This window comes from Vibrio sp. 14N.309.X.WAT.E.F5 (assembly GCF_030397615.1).
GTDB classification, from domain to species: domain Bacteria; phylum Pseudomonadota; class Gammaproteobacteria; order Enterobacterales; family Vibrionaceae; genus Vibrio; species Vibrio lentus.
Genome location: NZ_JAPNXR010000018.1, coordinates 26,349 through 50,596 on the forward strand (window position 1 = coordinate 26,349; position 24,248 = coordinate 50,596).

The following is a 24,248-nucleotide window of genomic DNA, read 5'->3' on the forward strand; positions in this document are numbered from 1 at the left end:
ATAGAAAGCGTTGTGGCTTATCCAAAATAAGAATTGATATCATTTAAGCGGTAATAATATCGTTTAAGGGTACTTTTGTTTAACCGGAATATTATTTAGTTGAGAGTTAAATAATGCCGGTATAAGGAAAGGATAAAATGGGCAATATTAAATTGGCCATAGTCATAATGCTTAAATCCCTTCTAGCATTCTGCCTCTATGGTTATTCCATTCATGCTGTTGCTGAGCCTGCTGTTACGCCAGTAGGAGAATCAACAAGACATGAAGTCGAATTAATCCGCGACAAAGACTACAAGTGTGTTCAATGCCATAAAGATTCAAAAGAAACGGTATTGGGTTCACATGGTGAAAGTGCACACGCTTTACTTGGCCGTGAAGTAAATTGTACCGATTGTCATAGTTCAATTAGCCCCGATCACCGAGAAGGTGCACCTGAAGTGGTGAAGTATCGCGCGGCTCAATCACAACCAGGAACCGAAAAGGTTTTCCTCGATCCTAGCTTAATTTTAGATGCCAATAGCCAATGTATCGATTGTCACAAACCTGATGATCTGCGTGAAGCTAGCTGGACCCACGATGTTCACGCGCAAAACTTAACGTGTTCAAACTGCCATGATGTTCATGCGACTGAAGCAAAGGTGTTGGGCTTAGATAAAAAGCAAACCATTAAGCTGTGTGTGGATTGCCATTCAGACTTCAACCAGAAGAAAGAAGGGGAGTAATCTATGATCTGCTCAAGAAGAAACTTTTTAGCAGGCGCTGGTGCCGTTATTTTTACCACGGGTGTAGCGGGAACGGCGGCGGTGACAAGTCGTAAAACGTTGGCCAATGTTCAAGAAGATGGTGCTAAACGTTATGGAATGATTCATGACGAAACCGCGTGTATTGGTTGTACTGCTTGTACAGAAGCATGTCGTGAAGTGAATAAAGTACCTGAAGGCGTGTCGCGCTTAGAAATTATTAAGAGCGAACCCCAAGGCGAATATCCAAATGTTGATTACCGTTTTACTCGTAACTCTTGCCAACATTGTGATAACGCACCCTGTGTCATGGTTTGCCCAACAGGTGCAGCCTACAAAGATGAAAAAACGGGCATTGTTGATGTCCACAAAGAGAAGTGTGTCGGTTGTGGTTACTGTTTGTTAGCGTGTCCATATCAAGTGCGCTTTTTCCATCCAGAGAACAAGTCAGCCGATAAATGTAACTTCTGTCGTGATACCAATCTAGCACAAGGGAAGTTGCCTGCTTGTGTCGAATCTTGCCCAACCAAAGCGCTGACATTCGGCGATTTGAATGACCCTAAGAGTGAGATAAACCAAGTACTTCAATCCGAGGTGGTTTACAGAGATAAAGCCTATCTAGGCACTCAACCAAAACTCTATAAAGTGCCACACCAAAAAGGGGAGATTTGATTATGAGTGCATGGGACGCAGCTTTTCAGTCTGGTACCGTGGTATGGGACTGGATTATAGCAATCTATCTATTTCTCGCGGGGATGTCGGCGGGTGCCGTAATGATCTCCATTTACCTTAAGCGCAAGGTTATTGAAGGCGATCCTGCTCATAATGGTGTGTTAAAGGCTACGGCTTTTCTTGCGCCATTTGGAATCATCTCAGGCTTGCTGATCTTGGTTTTCCACCTGACAAAACCACTGTCATTTTGGAAGATCATGATCTTCTATAATCCTACGTCTGTGATGTCGATGGGTGTGATCTTATTCCAAGTGTATATGGTGATCTTGTTTCTTTGGATCGGCATTATATTTAGAGATCAAATTGTCGTGTTCTTGAATGACCAAACATGGTTAAAAGGACGACTCGACTTTGTCGGGAACTGGATTGGCAAATTAGAAGTGTTTGAGAATGCTCTGGAAATATTCTTAGCTGTTCTTGCTCTGATGCTTGCCGCTTATACCGGATTCTTGCTGTCAGCTTTAAATACCTTTCCACTATTGAATAACCCAGTACTGCCGATTTTGTTCTTGTTCTCGAGTTTATCTTCGGGCGCGGCGGCGTGTATTTTATTTGGTGTGTTGGTCTTTAAAGAATCACCTCATAGCCCGAGTATTTCATGGATCCACGGATTTGAACGCCCGGTAGTGATGTTTGAGTTGTTTGTTCTTATCACTTTCTTTACTGGGCTTATCTTCGCTGGTGGTCAAAGTGAACAAGCAGTATGGAACGCAATTGGCAGTGGTTTCTGGGCGAGTTGGTTCTGGTATGGCGTCATCGGTGTTGGTATGGTTTTACCGTTGTTGCTGAATGCAGTGACACCAGCCTCAATCCGCCATAGCTCGGTGTATATTTTCTCCGTGACTTCGCTAAGCCTTATGGGCGTATTAATGCTGCGAACTTTTGTCCTTTATGCAGGGCAGTTAACGATAGCTTAATTTCGCGCAAGTTTATTAGTGAGCAGATGTTGGATACTAGACATCTGCTTATTAATGAACATGCTTTTAGTAAACATGAGATGCGTGTTCAGATCGGCTCTGCTCTAGCGGAGCCTTATTGAGGTGATATGGTCGGTTCTTTGGGGCTGTTTAGTTTAGTGTTGGTTGCTGTACTCAGTAGCATTATTGGTGTGCATTCGTTTTATCAAATGCTAAACAAACGGACGCAAAATATAAGTTTAATCCGCAGTTTCTCTCTTTCAAGTGCATTGTTTTCTCTCACTTCTGTCGCATTGCTTGGCTACGCCTTTGTCAGTGATGACTTCTCTATTCTCTATGTCGCTGAACATTCAAATACTCAATTACCCTCATTTTTTAAGCTAGCAGCCGTATGGGCAGGCCATGAAGGTTCCTTGTTATTTTGGGTACTGACGATCAGCGTCTGGTCTGGCGTGATTGCCTTACAAAAACACTATTCGAATGAATACCAAAGCCGTGTGTTGTGGGTAATGAATCTACTGCTTGCGATATTTGCTTGGTTCACCTTATTCGCGTCAAACCCATTTGAAATGAATTCGATCTTGCCGCTAGAAGGGCGTGACCTTAACCCAATGTTGCAAGATGTCGGCCTGATCTTTCACCCTCCATTACTTTACCTTGGCTATGTCGGCTTTTCTGTGGTGCTGGCATTTGCAGTTGCCGCTTTGCTGGTTGATCCTATTGAGTTTGATTGGGTTGCCCATTGTCGCAGTTGGTGTCTAGTCGCTTGGATCTTTTTAACTGCAGGGATCATTCTTGGCTCTTGGTGGGCGTATTACGAATTAGGCTGGGGCGGCTGGTGGTTCTGGGATCCTGTTGAAAATGCCAGTTTGTTGCCGTGGCTCACTTCGACAGCCTTGCTGCACTGTTTAGGTGTTGCCAAGGGTAAACAACAGCTTCTGAAGTGGTCTCTAAGCCTTGCTTTCATTACATTTTGTTTGAGTATCTTAGGCACCTTTATTGTTCGTTCTGGTGTACTCACATCGGTACACGCTTTCGCTGTCGACCCGACCAAAGGTATCGCACTACTACTTATATTGATGTTGGTGCTAGTGAGCTCTTTCTCTCTTCTTATCATCAGAGGGGAGTCTTTTGAATCTAACCCAATTACTAGCTTCGCCAGTAAGAGCTTTTTAAGCCTAGTTGCGGTGCTCATTTTTGTATTAGCGACCGCTGTTGTGGTGTTTGGTACATTTTATCCAATGGTCTTTGAACTGCTTGGATTAGGTAACATATCGGTCGGTGCGCCATACTTTAATCTGTTGATTGCACCTTTGGCTTTGCTCGCACTTGGCGTGGTTGGCTTAGCCCCATTGCTCAGCATCAAACCTCAAGCAACCAAAGGTGTTATTTCATTGTTAGCTTTGGTGTCGTTGGCATTGGGTTACGTTTGTTATTCATGGCAAGTGGAACAAGTCCAACGACAAGTGATGGCTCTGATGACATGGTCACTCGCATTTTGGGTTTTGCTCACTCATGTTTATGGCTTAGCCGTAACGCGCAGTTCCAAGTTCCAACGAAAAGTCTGGGTGATGACCTTTGCCCATGTTGGTGTTGCAGTCTTGGCTGTAGGCGCTGCAATGAACAGTTACCACTCGTTTGAGCGCAGTTATAAATTAAGCCCAGATGAACAAGTGGAGTTTATGGACTGGACGCTTGCTCATGAAGATACAGAGCTTTATGTCGCCTCAAATTTTACCGCTGAAAAGGCGATACTTAAGCTAGATACTGGCGAGCAAAATTTTTCCATTACACCTGAAAGAAGACATTACCAAGTTCGAGTGATGAACATGAGCGAGCCCGCAATGAAATGGTTTTGGCATGGCGATGTGTATATCACCATGGGTGAGAAAGTTGACGCTACCGCTTATGCATTTCGAGTTCAGTACAAAGCGTATGCTCGTTGGATATGGTTTGGTGGGTTGTTCTCAATTCTAGGTGCTGTGCTTTCACTGACCAATCGTAAAAAGAAAACCGTTAAGGCTGCCCAGTATGCATACCAGCGTTCGTAATAAACTCATTGCTCTATTTTCAGTGGCTGTTGCTTTGGTCGTTGCATTTTCATATGCGCTCGACAGTAAGCAACAAACGACCAGTGTTTCAGAGCAAAAAAGGGCCTTCCCTGAATTTACGGCAGCAAAGCTCGTTACTGATGAGTCATTCGATTCTGAAGCATTAAGCTCTGAAATATTAAGCTATGAAACGGCTAAGCTTACGCTTGCTGATATTACTCAACATCCTTACCAACTGGTCAATGTATGGGCTTCATGGTGCGGAATATGTAAAACCGAGCATGCTTTTTTACTCGAACTACAAAAGGAAGGTATTCCAATTGTTGGTCTCAATTATCGAGATAACCCCGGTGCTGCGCTTAATGTATTGTCCAACGACGGCAACCCATACTCAACTGTGATCAGCGATCCTCAAGGGAAGTTGGCGTTAGAACTCGGTGTAATCGGTACTCCTGAGACGTATTTAGTCGATGCTGAAGGCCAAATAGTTAAGAAGTTACTAGGCGTGATTAATGAATCGGTTTGGCGCAAAGAACTCGCTCACTATTTTAAAGGTACAAATGGATGATGAAGTTCCTGCTCAACATAGTGCTCATACTTAGCGCTGCTATTGTCGTCAACTTCCCTGTATTAGCTGAAGATTTGTTTACGGCGGGTGATAAAGATACAAGCATTCAGGTAGAGTTATTTGAGTTTGAAAGCCCTAATCAACAACAGCGTGCTATTAGTTTGGCAAAATCGCTGCGCTGCCCACAATGTCAGAATCAAAATCTGATTGAATCGAACTCTCCAATAGCAAAAGACTTGCGTCTTGTTGTATTTAATATGGTGAAAGCAGGGAAGAGTAATAACGAAATCACTCAATACATGACGGAAAGGTTTGGTGAATTTGTGCTCTACAAGCCCGCAATGAGTGCTTCAACGTTATTACTTTGGCTCTTACCGGTCGTTCTTTTTCTCTTATTTATATATTTATCAGTAAAAAGTGTTAGAAAGAGCTCATAAAAATTACGTATTACTGTTTACCAATTAACCTGTATTTTGTAACATTAAGAGATTATAAAGGCTGAGCACTGTTATATAAGGATGTATTTGTGGATAACCTAATCTCAAATTTGAAAAAAGAATTCCATACCCATGTCCAATCGGACAAGTGGGGAGAAAAATACAGTGCCAAGTCGAGTATTTCTACGCTCACACAAGAAGAACTGACAGAGTTGGAGAATGCTTGGGTTCAACTCGTCATTTGGAAGCAAACTCAAGTAAGTTGATCGTTCTGTAAAAAGTAGAGCCTCAGCCGCAACTGATTAATTTATAACCCCATGTTGGTATCACCAATGTGGGGTTTTTTCTTGTTCGATGATTAATTGTTATAATGTAACACTTTGTGCGTAGTCGACCTTGAAAAAAATTGTTAACAGCCCCATAGTGTCTATCATTAGATAGTTGGCTACAAAAACTTGTTTAGACAAATAATGTAGTGTTTTTAAATACATCGAATTTTCAAGTGAGTATACATATGGCGGAAGTACGTGCCAGAATAGATTTCAAAGTAGGGGTAACAAGCAGTATTGATGCTGAGCTTCTGTCTTTTCATGGATTGAAAACAGATAAAGAGCATGTTGCTGTGATATTTAAATCAGCCGATAAGACACAAGACATACCTCTTGTTCGTATGCACTCTGAATGTCTTACTGGTGATGTTTTTCATTCATCTCGCTGTGATTGTGGCGAGCAGTTAGACGAAACCATTCAAATCATGGGTGAAACTGGCGGTGTGATTCTTTATCTACGCCAAGAAGGTCGTGGTATTGGTTTATACAATAAAATTGATGCGTATCGTTTGCAAAGTGAAGGTATGAACACCTACGAAGCAAACAATCACTTGGGTTTTGGTGATGACTTACGTGATTTCACAGAGGCGGCAGAAATGTTACGCGCGCTGGGTACCACAAAAATCCGCTTGGTGACCAACAATCCTAAGAAAATCAACGAACTTAAAGAGTTTGGTATTGAGATTGCAGAAGTAGTGAACACCTCTGCTCACATTAAATCGGGTAACGAAAGCTACTTGAAAGCCAAAGTCTCACACGGTAAGCATAATCTGGACATCTGATTAGTTGCCATTGTTGTGCTTAACACAAAAATGTTTAAAGACCTCACAATTGTGAGGTTTTTTTGTATTTATCTTGCAATAAAATTGTAACTTTGTATTATTCCAATCCGTAGTGCAAATGATAATGGTTTGCACTATTACTACGAATAATAATTTAAAGCTCAACAAGGATGCTTCATGACCATTAAATCTTTAGTGACCAAAGCCGTAACTTCGTCACTCATTTTTGCCTCTGCTTCTTCTTTCGCAGCAGTAACTCAAGATCAAGTTGTAGAACATTACGCAGATATTGCTCATGCAGTGTTTGCAGATTCAGTAATTACAGCAAAAGCGTTGAACTCTTCTATTGATACCTTCTTAGCTTCTCCTTCTGCTGGCAATTTCGAACAAGTAAAACAAGCTTGGCTTGAGTCTCGCGTACCTTACCAACAGTCTGAAGTATTCCGCTTTGGTAACGTTGTTGTTGATGACTGGGAAGGCCAATTGAACGCATGGCCACTAGATGAAGGCCTTATCGATTACGTTTCTTCTGATTACCAATATGAGCTTGGTAACGAAGGCGCTAGCGCAAACATCGTTGCGAACAAAACATTCCAGATTGGTCAAACAACAGTAGACGCAACCAACATCACTCCTGAGTTAATCGCAGACCTTAATGAGATCGGCGGTTCTGAAGCAAACGTAGCATCTGGTTACCATGCGATTGAATTCCTACTTTGGGGCCAAGATTTAAACGGCACAAACAGCGGTGCAGGTGAGCGTGCTTACACTGATTTCGTTGTTGGCGCAGAGTGTACTAATGGCAACTGTGACCGTCGTGGCGCATACCTAAAAGCATCAGCTGAACTTCTTATCCAAGACCTAGAATGGATGGAAAAGCAGTGGGCTGAAGGCGAGAAGGGCAACTACCGTCAAGAGCTTCTTTCTGAATCTAGCGAGAACGGCCTACGTAAAATGCTATTTGGCATGGGTTCACTGTCTCTAGGTGAACTAGCGGGTGAGCGTATGAAGGTTGCACTAGAAGCAAACTCTACTGAAGATGAGCACGACTGTTTCTCTGATAACACGCACAACTCTCACTACTACAACGAGCAAGGTATCTACAACGTATACACTGGCTTGTACAAGCGTGAAGATGGTTCTCTACTTTCAGGCCCTAGCCTGTTTGACCTAGTTGAACAAAAAGACGAGCAAGCTGCGAAAGAGATTCAAAAGCAGTTTGATCTAGCACGTGCACAAGTTGGTCAGCTTGTTGTTTCTGCAGAGAAAAACAACCAGCACTTCGATCAGCTAATTGCTGCTGACAACGCTGCAGGTAATGCACTAGTAAACAAAACAATTGTTGCTCTAGTGTCTCAAACTGCTGCAATCGAGCGCGCTGCGGGTGTTATTGGCATTGATAGCCTAAACCCAGACACAGCGGATCACGAGTTCTAAGAACCCGAGACCAAATCAATATAAGGGCTCTTATGGAGCCCTTAATTGTTTGCTACTCAAGAAAGTGACACCCACATAAAAACTAAAATCAAAACACAGCAAGGCAATGTATGAAGTCGTATCTCTCAGCCTCACTATTAACCGCACTGTTTTTCTTATCTCCATTACACGCCCATGAAACCTACTCTGGTGGCAAAACCACAGTAAAGAAAGAGGGCGCGAACGCTTTTTCTCTTCCAGCCGCCAACTTGCCAATGAGCAAGCGCTTGGATTTCAGCGTAGGTAACAGCTTCTTTAGAAACCCTTGGGTACCTGCGCCATCATCAACCGATGCGCGTGATGGATTAGGTCCATTGTTCAATACTAACGGTTGTCAAAACTGTCACATCAAAGATGGTCGTGGTCACGCACCTGAAAAAGGCGATGAGAACGCGGTTTCAATGTTGGTTCGCTTGAGTATTCCTGCTGAAACACCTGAGCAGCGACAAGCCTTCATTCGTGACGGTGGCATTCCAGAACCGACATACGGCGGCCAGTTACAAGATTTCGCACTTCAAGGTGTTAAACCTGAGGGTAAAGTGAACATCAGTTACACCGATGTTCCTGTTGAATTCAAAGACGGCACCGTCGTTACTCTGCGTAAACCCACTTTAAAAATCACTGAGCTTGCGTTCGGTGAGATGCATCCTAAAACTGAATTCTCAGCTCGTGTTGCGCCGCCAATGATTGGCCTTGGCTTACTTGAGAGCATTTCAAAAGAAACGATTCTTGGATTTGCTGAGCAGCAATTAGCGGACAAGCAAGGTATTTCAGGTAAAGCTAATCATGTTCTTGATGTTCAAACCAATGAGATGACGCTCGGTCGTTTCGGTTGGAAAGCCGGACAACCAAATCTAATGCAGCAAAACGCGGCGGCATTTAATGGTGATTTAGGCTTAACCAGTCGCTTGTTCCCGAATGAGAACTGCACATCAGCACAGTCAACCTGTGACGATTTTCCGAATGGCGGCGAGCCAGAAGTCAGCGACAACATCTTAGATTTTGTTGAGTTTTATTCGCAGCATTTGGCCGTGCCTATTCGTCGCAACGTCGATAACCCTGCTGTTGTGCAAGGTAAAAAGCTGTTTAAAGACATTGGTTGTCAAAGTTGCCACCAAGCGGAATTCCGCACGGCAGAGCGTGAAGGTCTGCCTGCATTGTCTAATCAGCTAATTAGCCCATATACAGATATGTTGTTGCACGATATGGGTGAAGGTTTAGCCGATAATCGACCTGAGTATCTTGCCAATGGCCAAGAATGGCGCACAACACCTTTATGGGGATTAGGCTATACCAAAGAAGTGAATGGCCATACGTTCCTGCTTCATGACGGTCGAGCAAGAAACGTTATGGAAGCGGTACTTTGGCACGGTGGTGAAGCAGAAATGGCGAAACAAAACGTTCTGTCTTTGAATGCCACTGAGCGTGAAGCACTACTGGCGTTTTTGAATTCGCTATAGTCGGTCTGAGATTCAGTCGTTCAACGAGCGAGTTAACCCAAAGAATAAGTTAACCCGAAGAATAAGTTAACCTAAAGCACACAACCGCTGAACTTGTAGGAATACGAGGTCAGCGGTCGTTTCGTATTTAATGAACTCATATAATTAAAAGAAAAATTAGGAAGTAAGGTAACAGCATGACACATAAATTTTTGTTAATGCCTTTGTCGGTATTAATCATGGCAGGCTGCCAATCATCGGGTGAGCAAGCCGCTTCATCTGAGGTTAACGGTGTGTCTTATCAAGCAGACACGACCGATCACATCAGTCGTAGTGTTTATCAACAAGAGTTTGATTCAGCCGTTCTATTCGCCAAGCAAGCCAATGAGCTAGAAGTCTTGATGCAGGGCTACTGCCAAACCAATGATGTTGAGTTAGATACCTTGAAAAATCAGTGGCAGCTCACCATGAACAGTTGGATGGCACTGCAAGGCCAAGAAAGAGGTCCAACAGCGGCGCTTGAAGAGAGCTGGAATGTTCAATTCTGGCCAGACAAAAAGAACACCACAGGCCTAAAAATGCGCCAGCTGACTCAGCAAGATAAAGTTTGGTCTCAAGACGAAATTGCTCAGCAGAGTGTGACAGTGCAAGGGCTAGGCGCGTTAGAGTGGTCGCTTTATGACGAGCAATCACCATTGCTTCAAGACAAAGCGTTAGGTTGCCAATCGTCGCAAGCGATTACTGAAAACCTAGCGATCAAGTCATCTTCGATTGCACAGGCATGGCAGGTTAACCCTTGGTTAGCGTTAGACGACACTCGTTGGGAGTCTGAATACATCGCTTTATTGACCAACCAACTTGATTACAGCATGAAAAAGCTGAGTCGTCCGATGGCGAAAATCGGTCATCCGCGTCCTTACTTCTCAGAATCATGGCGTGCACAAACTTCGATGACTCAACTAAAAGCGAATGTAGCAGCACTTCAAAAGCTTTATCTGGCTGATGGCAATGGTCTTGATGGCTTGTTAAGAGAGAAGGGCTTAAACGACCTTGCTGACCGCGTTGCTGACCAGTTCACATTGACGCTAGATACTTGGCCTACAGACTCAAGCTTGTTTGAGTTATTGCAGAGCAAAGAGGGCTACCGAGATGTGTTGACTCAATACAACAAACTAGAACGTTTGAAGTACCTGATTCATGAAGAAGTGGCGATAGAGCTTGGCGTGGTAATAGGATTTAATGCTACCGATGGTGACTGATACTACGCGAAGAACGCTACTCAAGGCTGCACTGGGTTGTGCAGCTGTTCCTGTGCTTCCATTTGGCTGTGCGAGTCGAAAGGATGGGGCGAGTGCGTCGAACGATCCCCAGTTGATTGGTTGTGCGCTTAATGGTCGTGGCCAATATTCAGCAGTTGTGGCTGACGAATATGGAATGCCATTGAGTCAATTGCCGATTCCCGCTCGTGGTCACGGTGTTGCTATTTGCCCAACATCATCACATGCGGCGGTTTTTGCTCGTCGTCCTGGTGACTATTTTATGGTGTTTGACTATAAAAATGGTCAGCAGATAAAGATGGTCGTGAAAGGTAACAATCGCCACTTCTATGGTCATGGCGTTTACTCATTAGATGGCAAGTTACTATATGCCACTGAAGGGAAAACGGACAGCAGCCAAGGTGTGATTGGCGTTTACGATGTCGCACAAGGTTATCGTAAGGTCGAGGAATTCAGCGGTTTTGGTATTGGGCCTCATGAAGTGATCATCATGCCGGATGGTAATCTCGCGATCGGCGTTGGTGGCGTTCATACTGATGGTAGAACACCGAAAAACCTCGATTCGATGCTGCCGAGCTTGAGTTATGTTTCTCCTGAAGGTGCGCTGCTTGATCAGGTTGAATTGTTGGATAAGAAGCTGAGCATTCGACACTTAGCCCATGATGGTGCTGAAACTGTACTTTGTGGTCAGCAATATCGTGGCGAGCCGGATGAGTATCCTTCGCTGTTGGCGATGCATACTAAAGGTGGACAGTTTGAATCACTGAATGCGGAACCAGAGCAATGGGCAAGATTTAATCACTATATCGCCAGTATTGCGGCGTCAGATGATTGGATTATTGCGACTTCGCCAAGAGGCAACTGCTACGGTATTTGGTCTAAAGAAACCAAAGAATTGGTAGAACTCTCTGCGCTGTCTGATGCTTCTGGTGCCGTGCTGCTTGATGGTGAATTTCGACTCAGCTCTGGAGCGGGCAGTGTGGTGAGCCAACGCAAACCTTATGAGAAATCCAGTCAGCAATCATCGGTTCAGTGGGATAACCACTGGAGTGCAATCTAGTTCATAAAACTCCTTAAAAAATAACATGCTTACTCCTATTTCTTTGCCATACTTATGAGATGATTGGTGACGGGGTTAAGCATGTTAGCGAAATACTTCTGTGGATTATTGGTGTTAGTTTCTGTGCATGCATGGGGCTATACGAGTTCTGACGAGAGCCGATTTATTCCGGCTGATTCAGAGCTATCTTTTATGCTGATTTATCCAGAGCTTACCCAGAGCATTTATCAAGACTCTTCTCTTCCAATTCTTTGGGATTCGCCTGAACTTGTTAAGGCGTTTGAATTCCAATTGTCGCTTTTAGAACAAGCACAAATGGCGCCTCTTTTTGATCGTCAGTTAAAACAAATCCGCCAGTATCAATCTCGTGGTCAATGGCAAGAATTGGATATCTTGTTAACCGACACCTTTATCTATTACCTAAGCTATATTGAGAATGCACCACTTGCCGGTAAAGAGTGGTATTTCTCGGGCAAGCTGCATTCTAAATTACCTGCGCCTTCTCCACATATTCTGATGAGATTGAAAAGCAGTGTCACCAACGATTACTTATTAGAGATGGTATTGTCCTATGCGCCGCCTGTTGGGGATTTTGACCAATTCAAGGCGACCTATTCCGTGCTAGAAACCGCTTCTGAACTCAATATTGAACGTTATAGACAGAAAGGTTTGAAGCGATTGGGTGACCCGCTTTCAGACAAGGCGACTCTCGTTGAACGTATTGCTTTGGTCGGTGTTGATACCTCGATGATCGCGGTTGATTTCCCAGAGTTCGATCGAGATCTGCAAACAGCAATTAAATCCTTCCAACATATGCACGGCCTTACGGCTGATGGGATCGTCGGGCCAAATACGATCAAATGGATCAACATGAGCTTTGATGATCGATTGACGTCATTAGCTCTGAATGCTGAACGTGTTCGTTTGTGGCCAAGAGACAGGGACTCTCTCATCGTAGTCAATGTCCCTAGTTTTGATATGAAGTATTGGGAAGATGGTGAAGAGGTATTTGAATCCAAAGTCGTAGTGGGTAGAAAGTCGCGAAAAACACCGCTTTTAGAGATAAACCTAGATTCGGTCATCCTAAATCCAACTTGGAACGTACCATGGAAAATCATGGTGAAAGACATCTTGCCTAAAGTAAAAGCGGACGAAAGCTACCTAGAAACACACAACTTCCAAGTTATTGATGGTTGGCGCACCATGGAAACCGTCGACACCACAGATATTGATTGGCAGACCATCAATTTCAATTCGTTCCCATATCGAATGCGTCAACAGGCGGGCTCACGTAATGCACTAGGTTTGTACAAGTTCAACACACCCAACAAGCGAGCGATCTACCTGCACGATACACCAAGTAAAGGCCTGTTTAATGATGACTTCCGAGCTTATAGTTCAGGTTGTATACGTGTCGAACATGCCGAGGAATTGGCTGAATTGTTGTTTGCCACTAAGGTAAGGAAAGTCCCTAACCAAAGTAACGACCTTGCTCCTAATACTAAGGTTCGCCTCAAGAAGCGAATCCCCGTGCATATCATCTATCAAACCGTGCTGTTTGAAGAAGGGGGCATACAGTATCGTGGTGACATCTACCAATATGATAAAGAGGGTGGTTAACCATCAGTGAAGCCAATAAGGGTGATCTTGACCAAAAAATGACAACCAAGCTTTTATTGATAAAATTATAATGTGGATCAATAACTAACCGTGCAAAGGTTACAAATACTAACCTTTTGGGTGGTTTTTGTACGTTGACGCAGCAATTTCCATTATGTATCGTGCATTTTTCGTTCGATCTAATTGGTTTTTTTGCTGTATGTCTCAAAGTTTATTTTCACGCCGTCAGTTTCTGACTTACGCTGGTGGTACCGCTGTTGTCGCCTCAATCACTCCTTCTATCGCTTTTGCTTCATACCCTGATCAACCAAGAACGATTAGCATGAACAACCTTCACACCGGTGAACGATTAGAGACCTGTTATTTTGATGGTACTAACTATGTTGGTGATGAAATGGCTCGTCTAAGCAAACTGTGCCGTGACTTCCGCCGCAATGAGATTCATCCAATGGATAAGAACCTGTTTGATCAGATCACTCAGATTCAAAATGTACTGGGCATTCAAAAAGAAGTTCAAATCATCTCTGGTTACCGTTCTCCAGCGACCAATGAAGCACTGCGCTCAAAGTCGAGTGGCGTAGCCAAGAAGAGCTACCACATGTTAGGTAAAGCGATCGATTTCCGTATTGATGGTGTTAACCTAAAAGAATTAAGAGACGTAGCCAAAAGCCTGAACGCGGGTGGTGTCGGTTATTATGCGCGTAGCAACTTTATCCATATTGATACTGGTCCAGTACGTAGTTGGTAGTGTTAAGCTGAATTTGCGAGCGGATGCTTGGTACTTGTCAAAGTAGACATCCAATGTCATAGTTTGCCCAAATTTCAGTTTGCCCTCTAAGGTTTGTATATGTCTCTTAAGTATCAAGTTGTCCCTGTTACCTCTTTCTCTCAAAACTGCTCAATTGTGTGGTGTGATGAGACAATGGAAGGCGTCGTTGTCGATCCAGGCGGTGATGTTCAGCAACTGGCTGCTATCATCGAAGAGTTAGGTGTTAAAGTGGTGAACTTGGTATTGACTCACGGTCACCTAGACCATGTTGGCGGAACAGTACCGCTTGCTGAAATCTTGAACGTGAACATTGTTGGCCCACATAAGGCAGACAACTTTTGGCTTCAAGGTTTAGAGAACCAAAGCCAGATGTTTGGTTTCCCGCTGTGCAAAGCTTTTGAACCGAATACTTGGTTAGAAGAGGGCGACAAAGTCACTTTTGGTAACCAGGTGATTGATGTGATTCATACACCGGGCCATACGCCGGGTCACGTCGTGCTATTCAGCGAGCAAGCGCGCATGGCGTTTGTTGGTGACGTTTTATTTAACGGTGCTATTGGTCGTACGGATTTCCCTCAAGGTGATTTCAACACGCTTATCTCTTCAATCAAGACTAAGCTTTGGCCACTAGGCAGTGACGTGACATTCGTACCGGGTCATGGTCCTGAATCTACATTTGGTCGTGAGCGCGCATCAAACCCGTTCGTAGCGGATGAAATGCCTCTGTACTAGGTCTCTGATTTAATAGAAGAACGATTGAAAATGAAGCTTAGCTTTTCTTATGAAAGCTAGGCTTTTTTATTGCGAGCGAGTTTATTTCTAAACTTGTTTATTTTTAATCAGAAAGACGCTCAGCCGCTGCCAAGTAGCGTCGAGCCAGTCCAATAAACTCCTCTCCACTGATATTCAGATCATGGGTTGATATGAAAATATCGTAGCCGTGAAATCCTCTTTGATATTTCATTCTATTCGCAAGCATCGCCTGTAACCCTGAATAATCTTTAATCAACGCGTTTTGAGTGTTCGATTCAATGGTTGAATCAAGGGCAGTCTGTGGCTGGTAATCACTGACGTTATCGTCGTCGATATTCTCTGACTCTTTATATTGGCTCAATTCAACACAGCCGCTTTCTGTGCAACGTGCATGGTAATGCGATGAGTCGAGCACCATATCTTCAAAGTGTGATTCTTTACCCGCTTGCTTGGCGCCCAGATACAAAAGTGCTCGCTGGCTCAGCAATAATTCGCAGGTTATTTTGGGGCAGATAGAGTCAAGGTAGGGCGAGTAATCTTTCATTTTAATGCCCACCCAAGGGAGAGGTTGATGCCACCCCTCTTGTTCGTAGGTACACATGCCAATCTTTTCAATATTGCTCCACTTTAAAACCCAGCCACCTTTATAAAAATGCTGTTGAAAGTGAGTGGGGGTGAGTGTGAACATCACTCTGCTACGAAGCATCAAATAATAGCCCGTGCCCAAAAGCGCGCTAATACAAAATGCACCCACGATCAGTAATTTTGAGTTATCAATGTATAACGCCATGATTAGACAAGCGAATCCTAAAATGATGGCAATAATTCGATATGATTGCGTAAATGCAGGCAAAGAGAAATTTGTAAGGTGACGAGTGTCCATAGGCAACACCAAGTTTTCATATTTTTGTCTGGATGGATAACCAGTGTATATGACCCTAAATTGATAAGTCTATGTTTAAATAATAGACGGTAGTAGACAATATCGGTATTTTTCGTCGACTTTCGACGCTTCACTCTACAAATAGCTCCCGTTTTTTGGTATAAATCGCGCTTCAAATTTTCACCACTGCGAAAAGAGCAGTGAACTGGAGAAATATTCAATGAGACTTGCTCATAAGCGTAAGGTGCAGGCTAAACTGCAGAAACGCACTAAAGCGGCTGTAGTTAAAGCAGTGGCAACGCCGAAAAAAGCGAAGCCTGTCGCAGAGAAAGTTGTAGCAGAAAAAACTGTAGCAGCAAAACCAGCGGTAGAGAAAGCAGTAGCAGCAACAAAAGAAGTTGCAGTAGCACTGACTCCTAAGCAACAACAAGTTCTAGACATCGTTGTTAGCAATGCTGAAGGCATTAACCCTAAAGGTATCGGCCTAGCAGCTGGTCAAGAAGACGCGAAAGCAGCTTCATGGGCAACAGGCGCATTGAAAAAACTTCTTGAAGAAAACCTAGTAGCGAAAGAGCAACTTGCAGGTAACAAGGTTATCTACAAAGCTATCTAATCCCGCGGGATTATATTCGCTTCGTTAAAGTTTTTAAGCCTCGATTATCGAGGCTTTTTTTATGTCTGACGTTTGATCTGTGGTTGACGGTAAATACTTCATCTTGTGCCTTTTAGCTCGTGGTCTGGATTACATCTTCTTTCTTCTTTTTCTTCTCTAGTTTCCAGCTTCTTCATTCCAATATTTATTAAGCCCCAAAGTAGGGCGTCTGATTCTCTGAAACCTTGATTTTTATAGATTAATGCGCTTGGGTGCATATTTGGTGCATAATGAAATAGGTCTCCATCACGAGATGGCAATCAATTGTTAACGATGTTTAATTATTAATACTTAGGTATTTATCAACAAGTATTCTTCAGGTGAATAATCTAAGTCCTTTAAAATCGACATTGCTCAATTATCTCCTACGTAGTTCTACGTAATCCTTTGGTCTAATACGCAGTTTGTGTGGGTCCGTCGTGCGTGCTCTCCCTGATATCTAGTTGCCTCATCAAGGTGCACTCTTATGTTGAATCATAAAAAATACTCAAAGAAAGAGTGTTAACCCAACAAAAGGACGTGAACATGAGTCTCATTTCTAACTCCCTCACACGAGTTTTTAAAAACGTTGCGATAACTGCAGCGGCTTGTTTAGCTTTGGTCGCTACTGGTGCAACTGCTGCTGATAAGGTTTATCGCTTGAAGCTGGCGGAAACATGGGGACCAAACTTCCCTGTATTCGGTGACGCGACGAAGAACATGGCTGCGATGGCTGAAAAAATGTCGAATGGTCGACTGCAAATCAGAATCGATTCAGCAAACAAACATAAAGCACCACTTGGCGTTTTTGACATGGTTAAGTCTGGTCAATACGACATGGGTCACTCAGGCTCTTATTACTGGAAAGGTAAAGTTCCAAACACTCTTTACTTCACTTCTATGCCTTTCGGTATGACGCCTGCAGAACAATACGCGTGGTTCTATCACGGTGGTGGTATGGAGTTGATGGAGCAGGTTTACTCTCCACACAACTTAATGTCATTCCCAGGTGGTAACACGGATATCCAGATGGGCGGTTGGTTTCAAAAAGAGATCAACAGCGTTGAAGACCTACAAGGTCTGAAAATGCGTATCCCTGGCTTTGCTGGTGAGATTCTAGCGGAGCTAGGCGCTAAACCTACCAATATTGCCCCAGGTGAGCTTTACACGTCTCTAGAGCGTCGCACGATCGATGCACTAGAGTGGGTGGGTCCATCTCTTGATTTACGAATGGGTTTCCACAAGATCGCGCCTTACTACTACACAGGTTGGCATGAGCCGGGTTCAGAGCTTCAATTCCTAGTAAACAAACGTACTTGGAACAAGCTGCCTGAAGATCTACAAGAAATCTTGCGTGTTGCAATGCGTACAGCGGCTTACGACATGTATACACAAGCAACGCATGAAAGCGGCAAAAACTGGGTTTCAATGAAAACAGAATACCCAGACGTTCAAGTGAAAGATTTCCCACCAGAAGTCATGTCGGCACTGAAAGAAGCGAACGATCGCCTACTTGCGGCACATGCTGAGAAAGATGCACTGGCAAAAGAAATCCAAGCTTCACAAGCAAGCTACCTAGAGCAAGTGCGTTCATGGACGGATATTTCACACAGAGCTTATTTAAATAGCCAAGCGAAATAGTCAACAGCGGTTGACCTAAAAGTTAAATGAACCCAAAGCAAACGCACTGTTACATCACTTGTGCCTAAGGGCTTAAGTATCTGAGTATCTATGCAGATAAGCAGATAAGCAGATAAGCAGCGGGTTCATTTTAACCATAATAATTAAGCAGGATAAATCCTGTAATACGTCTAAGAACCCTTTCTACGTCGTGCGTGTAGCTAATAAGAAACTGAATCGTTTTATGAGTGGTACTCGTTTTAGTTTTCGTTGTTACTCGTTTTACTGCGCGATGTCTTTTCAAATTCCATGGAGTCGGGAATGCGAAGTCTAATTTATATTGAACGCCTATTTAATCGTATCGGTGATGCACTGGGATGGCTTTCCAGTATGTTGTTTATCCTTCTTGTTGCGAACGTTGTGTATGACGTTGTGATGCGATATGCCTTTAACGATGTGTCTATCGCCTTCCAAGAGATGGAATGGCACCTTTTCTCAGCCGTATTCTTGCTAGGTGTTCCTTATGCCATCAAAGCGGGTGGCCACGTACGAGTTGATGTTTTTTACGAACAACTCAGTTTCAAGGCACAAGCGATTATTGACCTAATAGGTACCGTTGTCTTCCTGCTTCCTTTTTGTTTGCTAGTGGCTTGGTTTGGAATCGATGTTGCGAAAGAAAGTTATAACCTTGGCGAAACCTCAGGTGACCCGGGTGGCTTGCCATATCGCTGGATCATCAAAGCCATGATCCCGCTGTCGTTCTTCTTAATGGCACTCAGTGGCGTCGGTTTAATCCTGCATTCACTGAACAAGATCTTTAATCCACACCTTATCCATGCAAACAATACTCATACAAAGAATAAGTAGAGGCTGAACATGATTGGAATAGTAATGTTTTTCGTAGCCTTGTTTGCACTTTTACTTGGCTTCCCGGTTGCGTTCACCTTTGGTGGTATCGCGTTAATCTTTGGTGTTTGGGCTGAAGGCATCGAAATGTTCGCCTTCATGCCATATCGAATTCAATCGATCATGGAAAATACGGTGCTGATGGCCGTTCCATTGTTCGTTTTCATGGGGCTTGTTCTACAAAAGACCAAGCTTGCTGAGCAGTTACTTGAGTCAATGGGTCGATTGTTTGGTGGTGTTCGAGGTGGTATTGCTATCTCGACCGTGCTGGTGGGCTCACTACTTGCCGCATCAACGGGTGTAGTGGGTGCTTCTGTGGTGGCAATGGGGCTTATCTCTCTGCCTGTTATGCTCAAGTACAACTACGACAAAGGCTTAGCCTGCGGCACCATCTGTGCATCTGGTACGTTAGGGCAAATCATTCCGCCATCCATCGTCCTGATTTTATTAGGTGATGTATTGGGTGTACCGGTTGGGGACTTGTTCCAAGCGGCAATTTGGCCGGGCGTAATGCTAGTGGGTGCTTACATTGTTTATATCTTGATATACGCAAAGCTCAACCCTGAATCGGCTCAACCTATTGAGCGTGATGATTCTATTAGCCGTAAGCAAGAAGTGTTTAATGCGCTTAAAGCGATTCTTCCACCTTTAGCGCTGATCATTGTTGTACTGGGCTCTATCTTTGCTGGTGTGGCAACTCCGACCGAGTCGGCAGCGCTAGGTGGTGCAGGTGCATTGGTTCTTGCACTGTTATACGGTCAATTTAGTTGGTCGATGGTGTTTGCTGCGTCGAAAGAGACCGTTAAAGTGACCGCGATGGTCTTTGCTATCTTGCTTGGTGCGACGGCATTCTCGATGGCGTTCACTTACACGGGCGGTGATTATCTGGTTGAAGAGTGGATGTTGCAGCTGCCAGGTGAGAAGTGGGGCTTCTTGATCATCACCATGTTGGTTATTTTGATTTTGGGTTTCTTCATCGACTTCGTAGAGATCTGTTTCATCATAGTCCCAATCATTGCGCCAGTGGCTGAATTGATGGGCATCAACATGACTTGGTTTGCTATCCTTATTGCAATGAACCTGCAAACCTCATTCTTAACGCCGCCATTTGGCTTCAGTTTGTTCTATTTGAAAGGGGTAGCACCGAAAGGCGTCACCACAAAGGACATCTACCGAGGCGTGATGCCGTTCATTCTGATTCAAATCCTCGTACTTGGATCACTTCTCGCTTTCCCATCTTTCTATGGAATGTGAGTGAAGCCTAGAATGTGAATGATATGTTTCAACGGCTATCTATAAATTGATAAAGTAAAACGGCTTATTGATGTTCAGTAAGCCGTTTTTTGTGAGGGAAAGGAATGCCTCTAAAAGCTAAGCTGATTTTGCTGACGTTACTCCCGTTGCTGCTAGTAACGGCGAGCATTAGTTGGATCTCGTTGCATCAAACCAAGACGTTGGGTGCGAAAGAGGTCGAGATCTTCAGAGACAGCTTAATCAAGTCGCGTGAAAACGCCCTCAAAGACACCGTCGATCTCGCATTTGATGCCATCGAACATATCTACAACGATCCCGATATCCAAGAAGCCCAAGCCAAAAGAGAAGTTCGAACCATATTGTCTAAACTTAGGTATGGCTCTGACGGTTACTTCTTTGCATATGATCGCCACGGAACCAATTTGGTTCATCCAATTCAGCCAGAGTTGATAGGGCAAAACCTACTTCAACTGCAAGATGAAGATGGCGATTTCCTAATCGAAGCGTTGTTGAAAGAAGCGCAAACCGGAGGAGGGTTTCACCAATACCTGTGGCAAAAGCCTTCAACCGGCGAAGTGGTCTCTAAGCTGAGCTATGCGGCTTGGTTAGAACGTTGGGATTGGATGATTGGCACGGGTTTGTATATTGAAGACGTGCATCAAGAAGTGGCTTCGATGCAGGCCGCGATCAACAAAAATATTGAAACCACGTTCTTTTCCATTGTGGTCATTTTAAGCGTGACCGTGGCGGTGATCATCGTGTTGACCTTAGCCATCAACATGCACGAGCATCGAATCGCGGATAACAACTTAAAAGAGCTCGCCCATAAAACGGTGATGTTTCAGGAAGACGAGAAGAAGCATTTAGCGCGAGAGCTACATGACGGTATTAATCAATTATTAGTATCAAGTCGTTGCCATTTAGAACTGCTTGGTAATAAGTTACAAAATGAAGATCTCAAGGCGCACTTGAATAAGTCGCAGCATTCACTGATGCGGGCAATCGAAGAGGTGAGGCACATCTCCCATCAACTTCGCCCAAGTTCACTGGATGATATCGGCTTAGAAGCGGCATTGTCTTCGTTGTTGTTGGATTTTCAGGCTCACTCGGGTATTGAGGTCGAGACTTTGTTCAGCACTCAACCCGGCAAGCTCAAATCAGAAGCCGCAACGACCTTGTATCGAGTGGTGCAAGAATCTTTGAACAACATAGAAAAGCACGCACAAGCGACCAAAGTGACGGTTATCGCGCAGCAAATTGGCAATGTATTGCAACTGCTGATCCAAGACGACGGTGTCGGTTTCAACACTTATAAAGCGATGGAAAAACGAGGGATCGGTCTGCGTAATATGAGAGAGCGAGTGGAGTTCATCGGTGGTGATTTTGAACTGATGAGTGAGATTGGCCTCGGAACGGAAATTACAGTGTTACTGACACTAGAGGGATTAATGAATGAGTGAAGTTATTCGAGTTGTGATCGCTGACGATCACCAAGTGGTACTGGATGGCTTTATGGCGAGATTGGAACTCGAGCCAGATATTTGTGTGATAGGTACCGCCAGTAATGGTTTAGAAGCGGTAGAGGTTGTTAAGTCTTTACGTCCCGATGTGGTCTTGATGGACATTAGCATGCCTATTATGAACGGCATTGACGCCACCCACCTGATTAAAGAAGAAGACCCTGATGCGAAGGTGCTGATGCTGACCATGCATAACAACCGTGAATACATCATGAAGGTGATGCAGTCGGGCGCAGTCGGCTATATGTTGAAAGAGATTTCCGCTGAAAAAATGGTGCAGGCGATCAAAACGGTCAATCAAGGCTCGACCTATTTCTGTGAAAAAGTGACGCAGAATTTGTTTACTCAACCGATTACTCCGACTCAATCTGTCAAGAATCCATTGAGCAGACGTGAAGAAGCGGTGTTGAAATTGGTGGCAAAAGGGGAGAGCAGTAAAGAGATCGCGAAGGGATTAAATATCAGTTACCGAACGGTAGAAACACACAGACAAAACATTAAGCATAAGCTTGATATTCACTCAACTGCAGAGTTGGCTAAGTATGCTATCAATTTGGGGCTTGTGGACTGATCTTACGCTAAATTACATGAAAAGTGTAATTGAATTACTAACTTTGCCATTTATGCCTACTTTTTGGAGGTTTTTTTAGTATTTTTGCGACAGGTTGATATTCTTCTTTTCGAAATTTAAGCGCCGAATGCAATGTTGCAAACTGTGCGCTACAAATTAGAGAGGAAGCATGGAGCCTGTAAAAGATAGGTATAGTATTGATAATACCGATTATACAGTAGGACAAGATAACGTTCAGAAATGGGGTTTTGATGTTCATAACCCAGTATTTGGAATCAGCGCTGGAGCGATTATTCTCTTCCTAGTCGCACTTTTAGTCGCAGACCCTGAAACCGCAAAATCAGCACTTGATGGAATTAAATGGAAAGTCATCGGTAACTTCGATGGTTTCTTCATGTGGGCAGCAAACATCTTCGTAATTTTCTGTTTTGCCCTCATTGTCTCCCCGTATGGCAAGATACGTATTGGTGGCAATGATGCCAAAGCAGAGCACTCAAACCTATCTTGGATGTCGATGTTATTCGCCGCGGGAATGGGTATTGGTTTAATGTTCTGGGGTGTGGCTGAGCCAGTGGCTTACTTCACAGGCTGGTATGAAACGCCATTAGGTGTTGAAGCTTACTCTCCTGAAGCGGCGAAGTTGGCTCTTGGTGCAACCATCTACAACTGGGGTCTTCACGGTTGGGCGATTTACGCGGTTGTTGCTCTAGCGCTTGCCTTCTTCACCTTCAATAAAGGTTTACCTCTATCAATCCGCTCTATTTTCTACCCTATCTTGGGTGATAGAACTTGGGGTTGGTTTGGTCATATCGTTGATATCGTCGCTGTGCTTGCAACGCTATTTGGCCTTGCAACTTCATTGGGCTTAGGTGCTCAACAAGCTACCAGTGGTATTAACCATGTATTTGGTACCGATGGCGGTATTGGCATGCAGCTGATTGTTATCGCAGTGGTTACTTTCTTAGCAACAATGTCAGTGGTTCGTGGTATCAACGGTGGCGTAAAGCTTCTGAGTAATGTGAACATGCTGGTTGCTTTGGGCTTACTTATCTTCGTTACCATCGCTGGTGGCATGGCGGGCATTAAAGCTATCCCAACGGCATTGATGGGCTACATTGAAAACTTCATTCCTTTAAGTAATCCTCATGGTCGTGACGATGAAACGTGGATGCAAGGTTGGACAGTATTCTACTGGGCGTGGTGGATGTCTTGGTCTCCATTCGTAGGCATGTTCATCGCTCGTATCTCTAAAGGTCGTACGATTCGTGAATTCATCGTTGCTGTATTGTTCATCCCAACGACTGTAATCATCATCTGGATGGCTATTTTCGGTGGCATCGCGATTGATCAAGTGGCGAACAAGGTGGGCGAGATCGGTGTCAATGGTCTGCAAGATATTACACTTTCTCTTTTCCACACTTATGATGCGCTGCCAATGAGCTCTGTGCTTTCAGTCGTTTCGATTGGTCTGATTATGGTGTTCTTCATCACTTCTTCGGATTCAGGTTCGTTAGTTATCGATAGCATCACCTCGGGCGGTAAAGTCGATGCGCCAGTACCACAACGTGTATTTTGGGCGTTGATGGGCGGTGCAATTGCAGCGGTTCTACTGTGGGTTGGTGGCACGGAATCTATTCAAGCACTACAAGCTGGAACGGTCTCTATGGCGCTGCCATTTGCATTCATATTATTGCTTATGTGCCTAAGCTTATTGCTTGGTTTACGAACTGAAAATCAATTGGTTAAGCACCAAAATGCTTTGAGTTAAAAGTATTATTGAAACAACGGCCGACTTGTTCGGCCTTTTTTTTCGCCAGCAATTTGAGTAATTACGTGAATATTGGATGAAAACCCATCGAACTGATTCAGGTTTACTGAAAACAATAAGTTAACCTGCTAAACTTCAGACATCC

General features: G+C 44.0%; 23 protein-coding genes. 22 read left to right on the forward strand and 1 reads right to left on the reverse strand.

What is annotated here, in order from left to right; translation table 11 throughout:
- Positions 1-137 precede the first annotated feature (137 nt).
- The 15 genes from nrfB (at position 138) to OW495_RS17485 (ending at position 14,929) form a co-directional block, all read left to right on the forward strand.
- Positions 138-722: a cytochrome c nitrite reductase pentaheme subunit gene (gene nrfB / locus OW495_RS17415; RefSeq protein ID WP_009848843.1), complete on the forward strand. Its 585-nt coding sequence runs from the start codon at positions 138-140 to the stop codon at positions 720-722.
- 3 nt (positions 723-725) lie between these two features.
- Entirely contained in the window at positions 726-1,412 is a 687-nt protein-coding gene (nrfC, locus tag OW495_RS17420) for a cytochrome c nitrite reductase Fe-S protein (RefSeq protein WP_077680270.1), read from the forward strand.
- A gap of 2 nt (positions 1,413-1,414) precedes the next feature.
- Positions 1,415-2,389, forward strand: a complete 975-nt coding sequence (gene nrfD / locus OW495_RS17425) for a cytochrome c nitrite reductase subunit NrfD (protein ID WP_102512649.1) — start codon at positions 1,415-1,417, stop codon at positions 2,387-2,389.
- A gap of 128 nt (positions 2,390-2,517) precedes the next feature.
- Positions 2,518-4,440, forward strand: a complete 1,923-nt coding sequence (locus tag OW495_RS17430) for a heme lyase CcmF/NrfE family subunit (RefSeq protein WP_289887583.1) — start codon at positions 2,518-2,520, stop codon at positions 4,438-4,440.
- Entirely contained in the window at positions 4,421-5,008 is a 588-nt protein-coding gene (locus OW495_RS17435; RefSeq protein ID WP_102544009.1) for a DsbE family thiol:disulfide interchange protein, read from the forward strand. Before OW495_RS17430 ends, OW495_RS17435 begins: the two co-directional genes overlap by 20 nt.
- Positions 5,005-5,445: a heme lyase NrfEFG subunit NrfF gene (nrfF, locus tag OW495_RS17440; protein WP_065103352.1), complete on the forward strand. Its 441-nt coding sequence runs from the start codon at positions 5,005-5,007 to the stop codon at positions 5,443-5,445. The genes OW495_RS17435 and nrfF overlap by 4 nt, the downstream gene beginning before the upstream one ends.
- 89 nt (positions 5,446-5,534) lie before the next feature.
- Positions 5,535-5,711, forward strand: coding sequence for a hypothetical protein (locus OW495_RS17445; protein WP_017106656.1), 177 nt, complete (start codon positions 5,535-5,537; stop codon positions 5,709-5,711).
- Between the two features lie 209 nt (positions 5,712-5,920).
- Complete coding sequence (gene ribA / locus OW495_RS17450; RefSeq protein ID WP_354669432.1) at positions 5,921-6,556, forward strand: GTP cyclohydrolase II; 636 nt, start codon at positions 5,921-5,923, stop codon at positions 6,554-6,556.
- A gap of 177 nt (positions 6,557-6,733) precedes the next feature.
- Positions 6,734-7,993: an imelysin family protein gene (locus tag OW495_RS17455; RefSeq protein WP_017110962.1), complete on the forward strand. Its 1,260-nt coding sequence runs from the start codon at positions 6,734-6,736 to the stop codon at positions 7,991-7,993.
- 110 nt (positions 7,994-8,103) lie between these two features.
- Positions 8,104-9,492 carry a di-heme oxidoredictase family protein gene (locus OW495_RS17460; protein ID WP_289887584.1) on the forward strand — a complete coding sequence of 463 codons (1,389 nt, stop codon included), beginning with the start codon at positions 8,104-8,106 and terminating at the stop codon, positions 9,490-9,492.
- 176 nt (positions 9,493-9,668) lie between these two features.
- Entirely contained in the window at positions 9,669-10,730 is a 1,062-nt protein-coding gene (locus OW495_RS17465) for an imelysin family protein (RefSeq protein ID WP_289887585.1), read from the forward strand.
- Positions 10,720-11,808, forward strand: coding sequence for a DUF1513 domain-containing protein (locus OW495_RS17470; RefSeq protein WP_102544012.1), 1,089 nt, complete (start codon positions 10,720-10,722; stop codon positions 11,806-11,808). Before OW495_RS17465 ends, OW495_RS17470 begins: the two co-directional genes overlap by 11 nt.
- Positions 11,809-11,889: 81 nt before the next feature.
- Complete coding sequence (locus OW495_RS17475) at positions 11,890-13,428, forward strand: L,D-transpeptidase family protein (RefSeq protein ID WP_029223546.1); 1,539 nt, start codon at positions 11,890-11,892, stop codon at positions 13,426-13,428.
- A gap of 199 nt (positions 13,429-13,627) precedes the next feature.
- Positions 13,628-14,176: a YcbK family protein gene (locus OW495_RS17480; RefSeq protein ID WP_004733385.1), complete on the forward strand. Its 549-nt coding sequence runs from the start codon at positions 13,628-13,630 to the stop codon at positions 14,174-14,176.
- Between the two features lie 99 nt (positions 14,177-14,275).
- Positions 14,276-14,929: an MBL fold metallo-hydrolase gene (locus OW495_RS17485; protein ID WP_289887586.1), complete on the forward strand. Its 654-nt coding sequence runs from the start codon at positions 14,276-14,278 to the stop codon at positions 14,927-14,929.
- A 103-nt stretch (positions 14,930-15,032) separates the two neighbouring features.
- Here OW495_RS17485 and OW495_RS17490 read toward each other — a convergent pair whose 3' ends face one another.
- Positions 15,033-15,833 carry a DUF2982 domain-containing protein gene (locus OW495_RS17490; protein ID WP_289887587.1) on the reverse strand — a complete coding sequence of 267 codons (801 nt, stop codon included), beginning with the start codon at positions 15,831-15,833 and terminating at the stop codon, positions 15,033-15,035.
- A 220-nt stretch (positions 15,834-16,053) separates the two neighbouring features.
- Here OW495_RS17490 and OW495_RS17495 point away from each other — a divergent pair, with 220 nt between their 5' ends.
- From OW495_RS17495 to OW495_RS17525, 7 genes are all read left to right on the forward strand, one after another.
- Positions 16,054-16,446 carry a hypothetical protein gene (locus OW495_RS17495; RefSeq protein WP_004733388.1) on the forward strand — a complete coding sequence of 131 codons (393 nt, stop codon included), beginning with the start codon at positions 16,054-16,056 and terminating at the stop codon, positions 16,444-16,446.
- A 564-nt stretch (positions 16,447-17,010) separates the two neighbouring features.
- Positions 17,011-18,105 carry a TRAP transporter substrate-binding protein gene (locus tag OW495_RS17500; protein ID WP_102296626.1) on the forward strand — a complete coding sequence of 365 codons (1,095 nt, stop codon included), beginning with the start codon at positions 17,011-17,013 and terminating at the stop codon, positions 18,103-18,105.
- Between the two features lie 300 nt (positions 18,106-18,405).
- Positions 18,406-18,951, forward strand: coding sequence for a TRAP transporter small permease subunit (locus OW495_RS17505; protein ID WP_032500429.1), 546 nt, complete (start codon positions 18,406-18,408; stop codon positions 18,949-18,951).
- Between the two features lie 9 nt (positions 18,952-18,960).
- Positions 18,961-20,244 (forward strand): TRAP transporter large permease subunit, encoded by a 1,284-nt coding sequence (locus OW495_RS17510; protein WP_017078694.1) that lies wholly within the window; start codon positions 18,961-18,963, stop codon positions 20,242-20,244.
- Between the two features lie 104 nt (positions 20,245-20,348).
- Complete coding sequence (locus OW495_RS17515; RefSeq protein WP_017110951.1) at positions 20,349-21,704, forward strand: cache domain-containing protein; 1,356 nt, start codon at positions 20,349-20,351, stop codon at positions 21,702-21,704.
- On the forward strand, positions 21,697-22,335 hold the full coding sequence (locus tag OW495_RS17520; RefSeq protein WP_017110950.1) for a response regulator transcription factor: 639 nt from the start codon (positions 21,697-21,699) through the stop codon (positions 22,333-22,335). The genes OW495_RS17515 and OW495_RS17520 overlap by 8 nt, the downstream gene beginning before the upstream one ends.
- 169 nt (positions 22,336-22,504) lie before the next feature.
- The gene (locus OW495_RS17525) at positions 22,505-24,103 is read left to right on the forward strand and encodes a BCCT family transporter (RefSeq protein WP_289887588.1); all 1,599 of its coding nucleotides are present in this window, start codon (positions 22,505-22,507) and stop codon (positions 24,101-24,103) included.
- Positions 24,104-24,248: the final 145 nt, after the last annotated feature.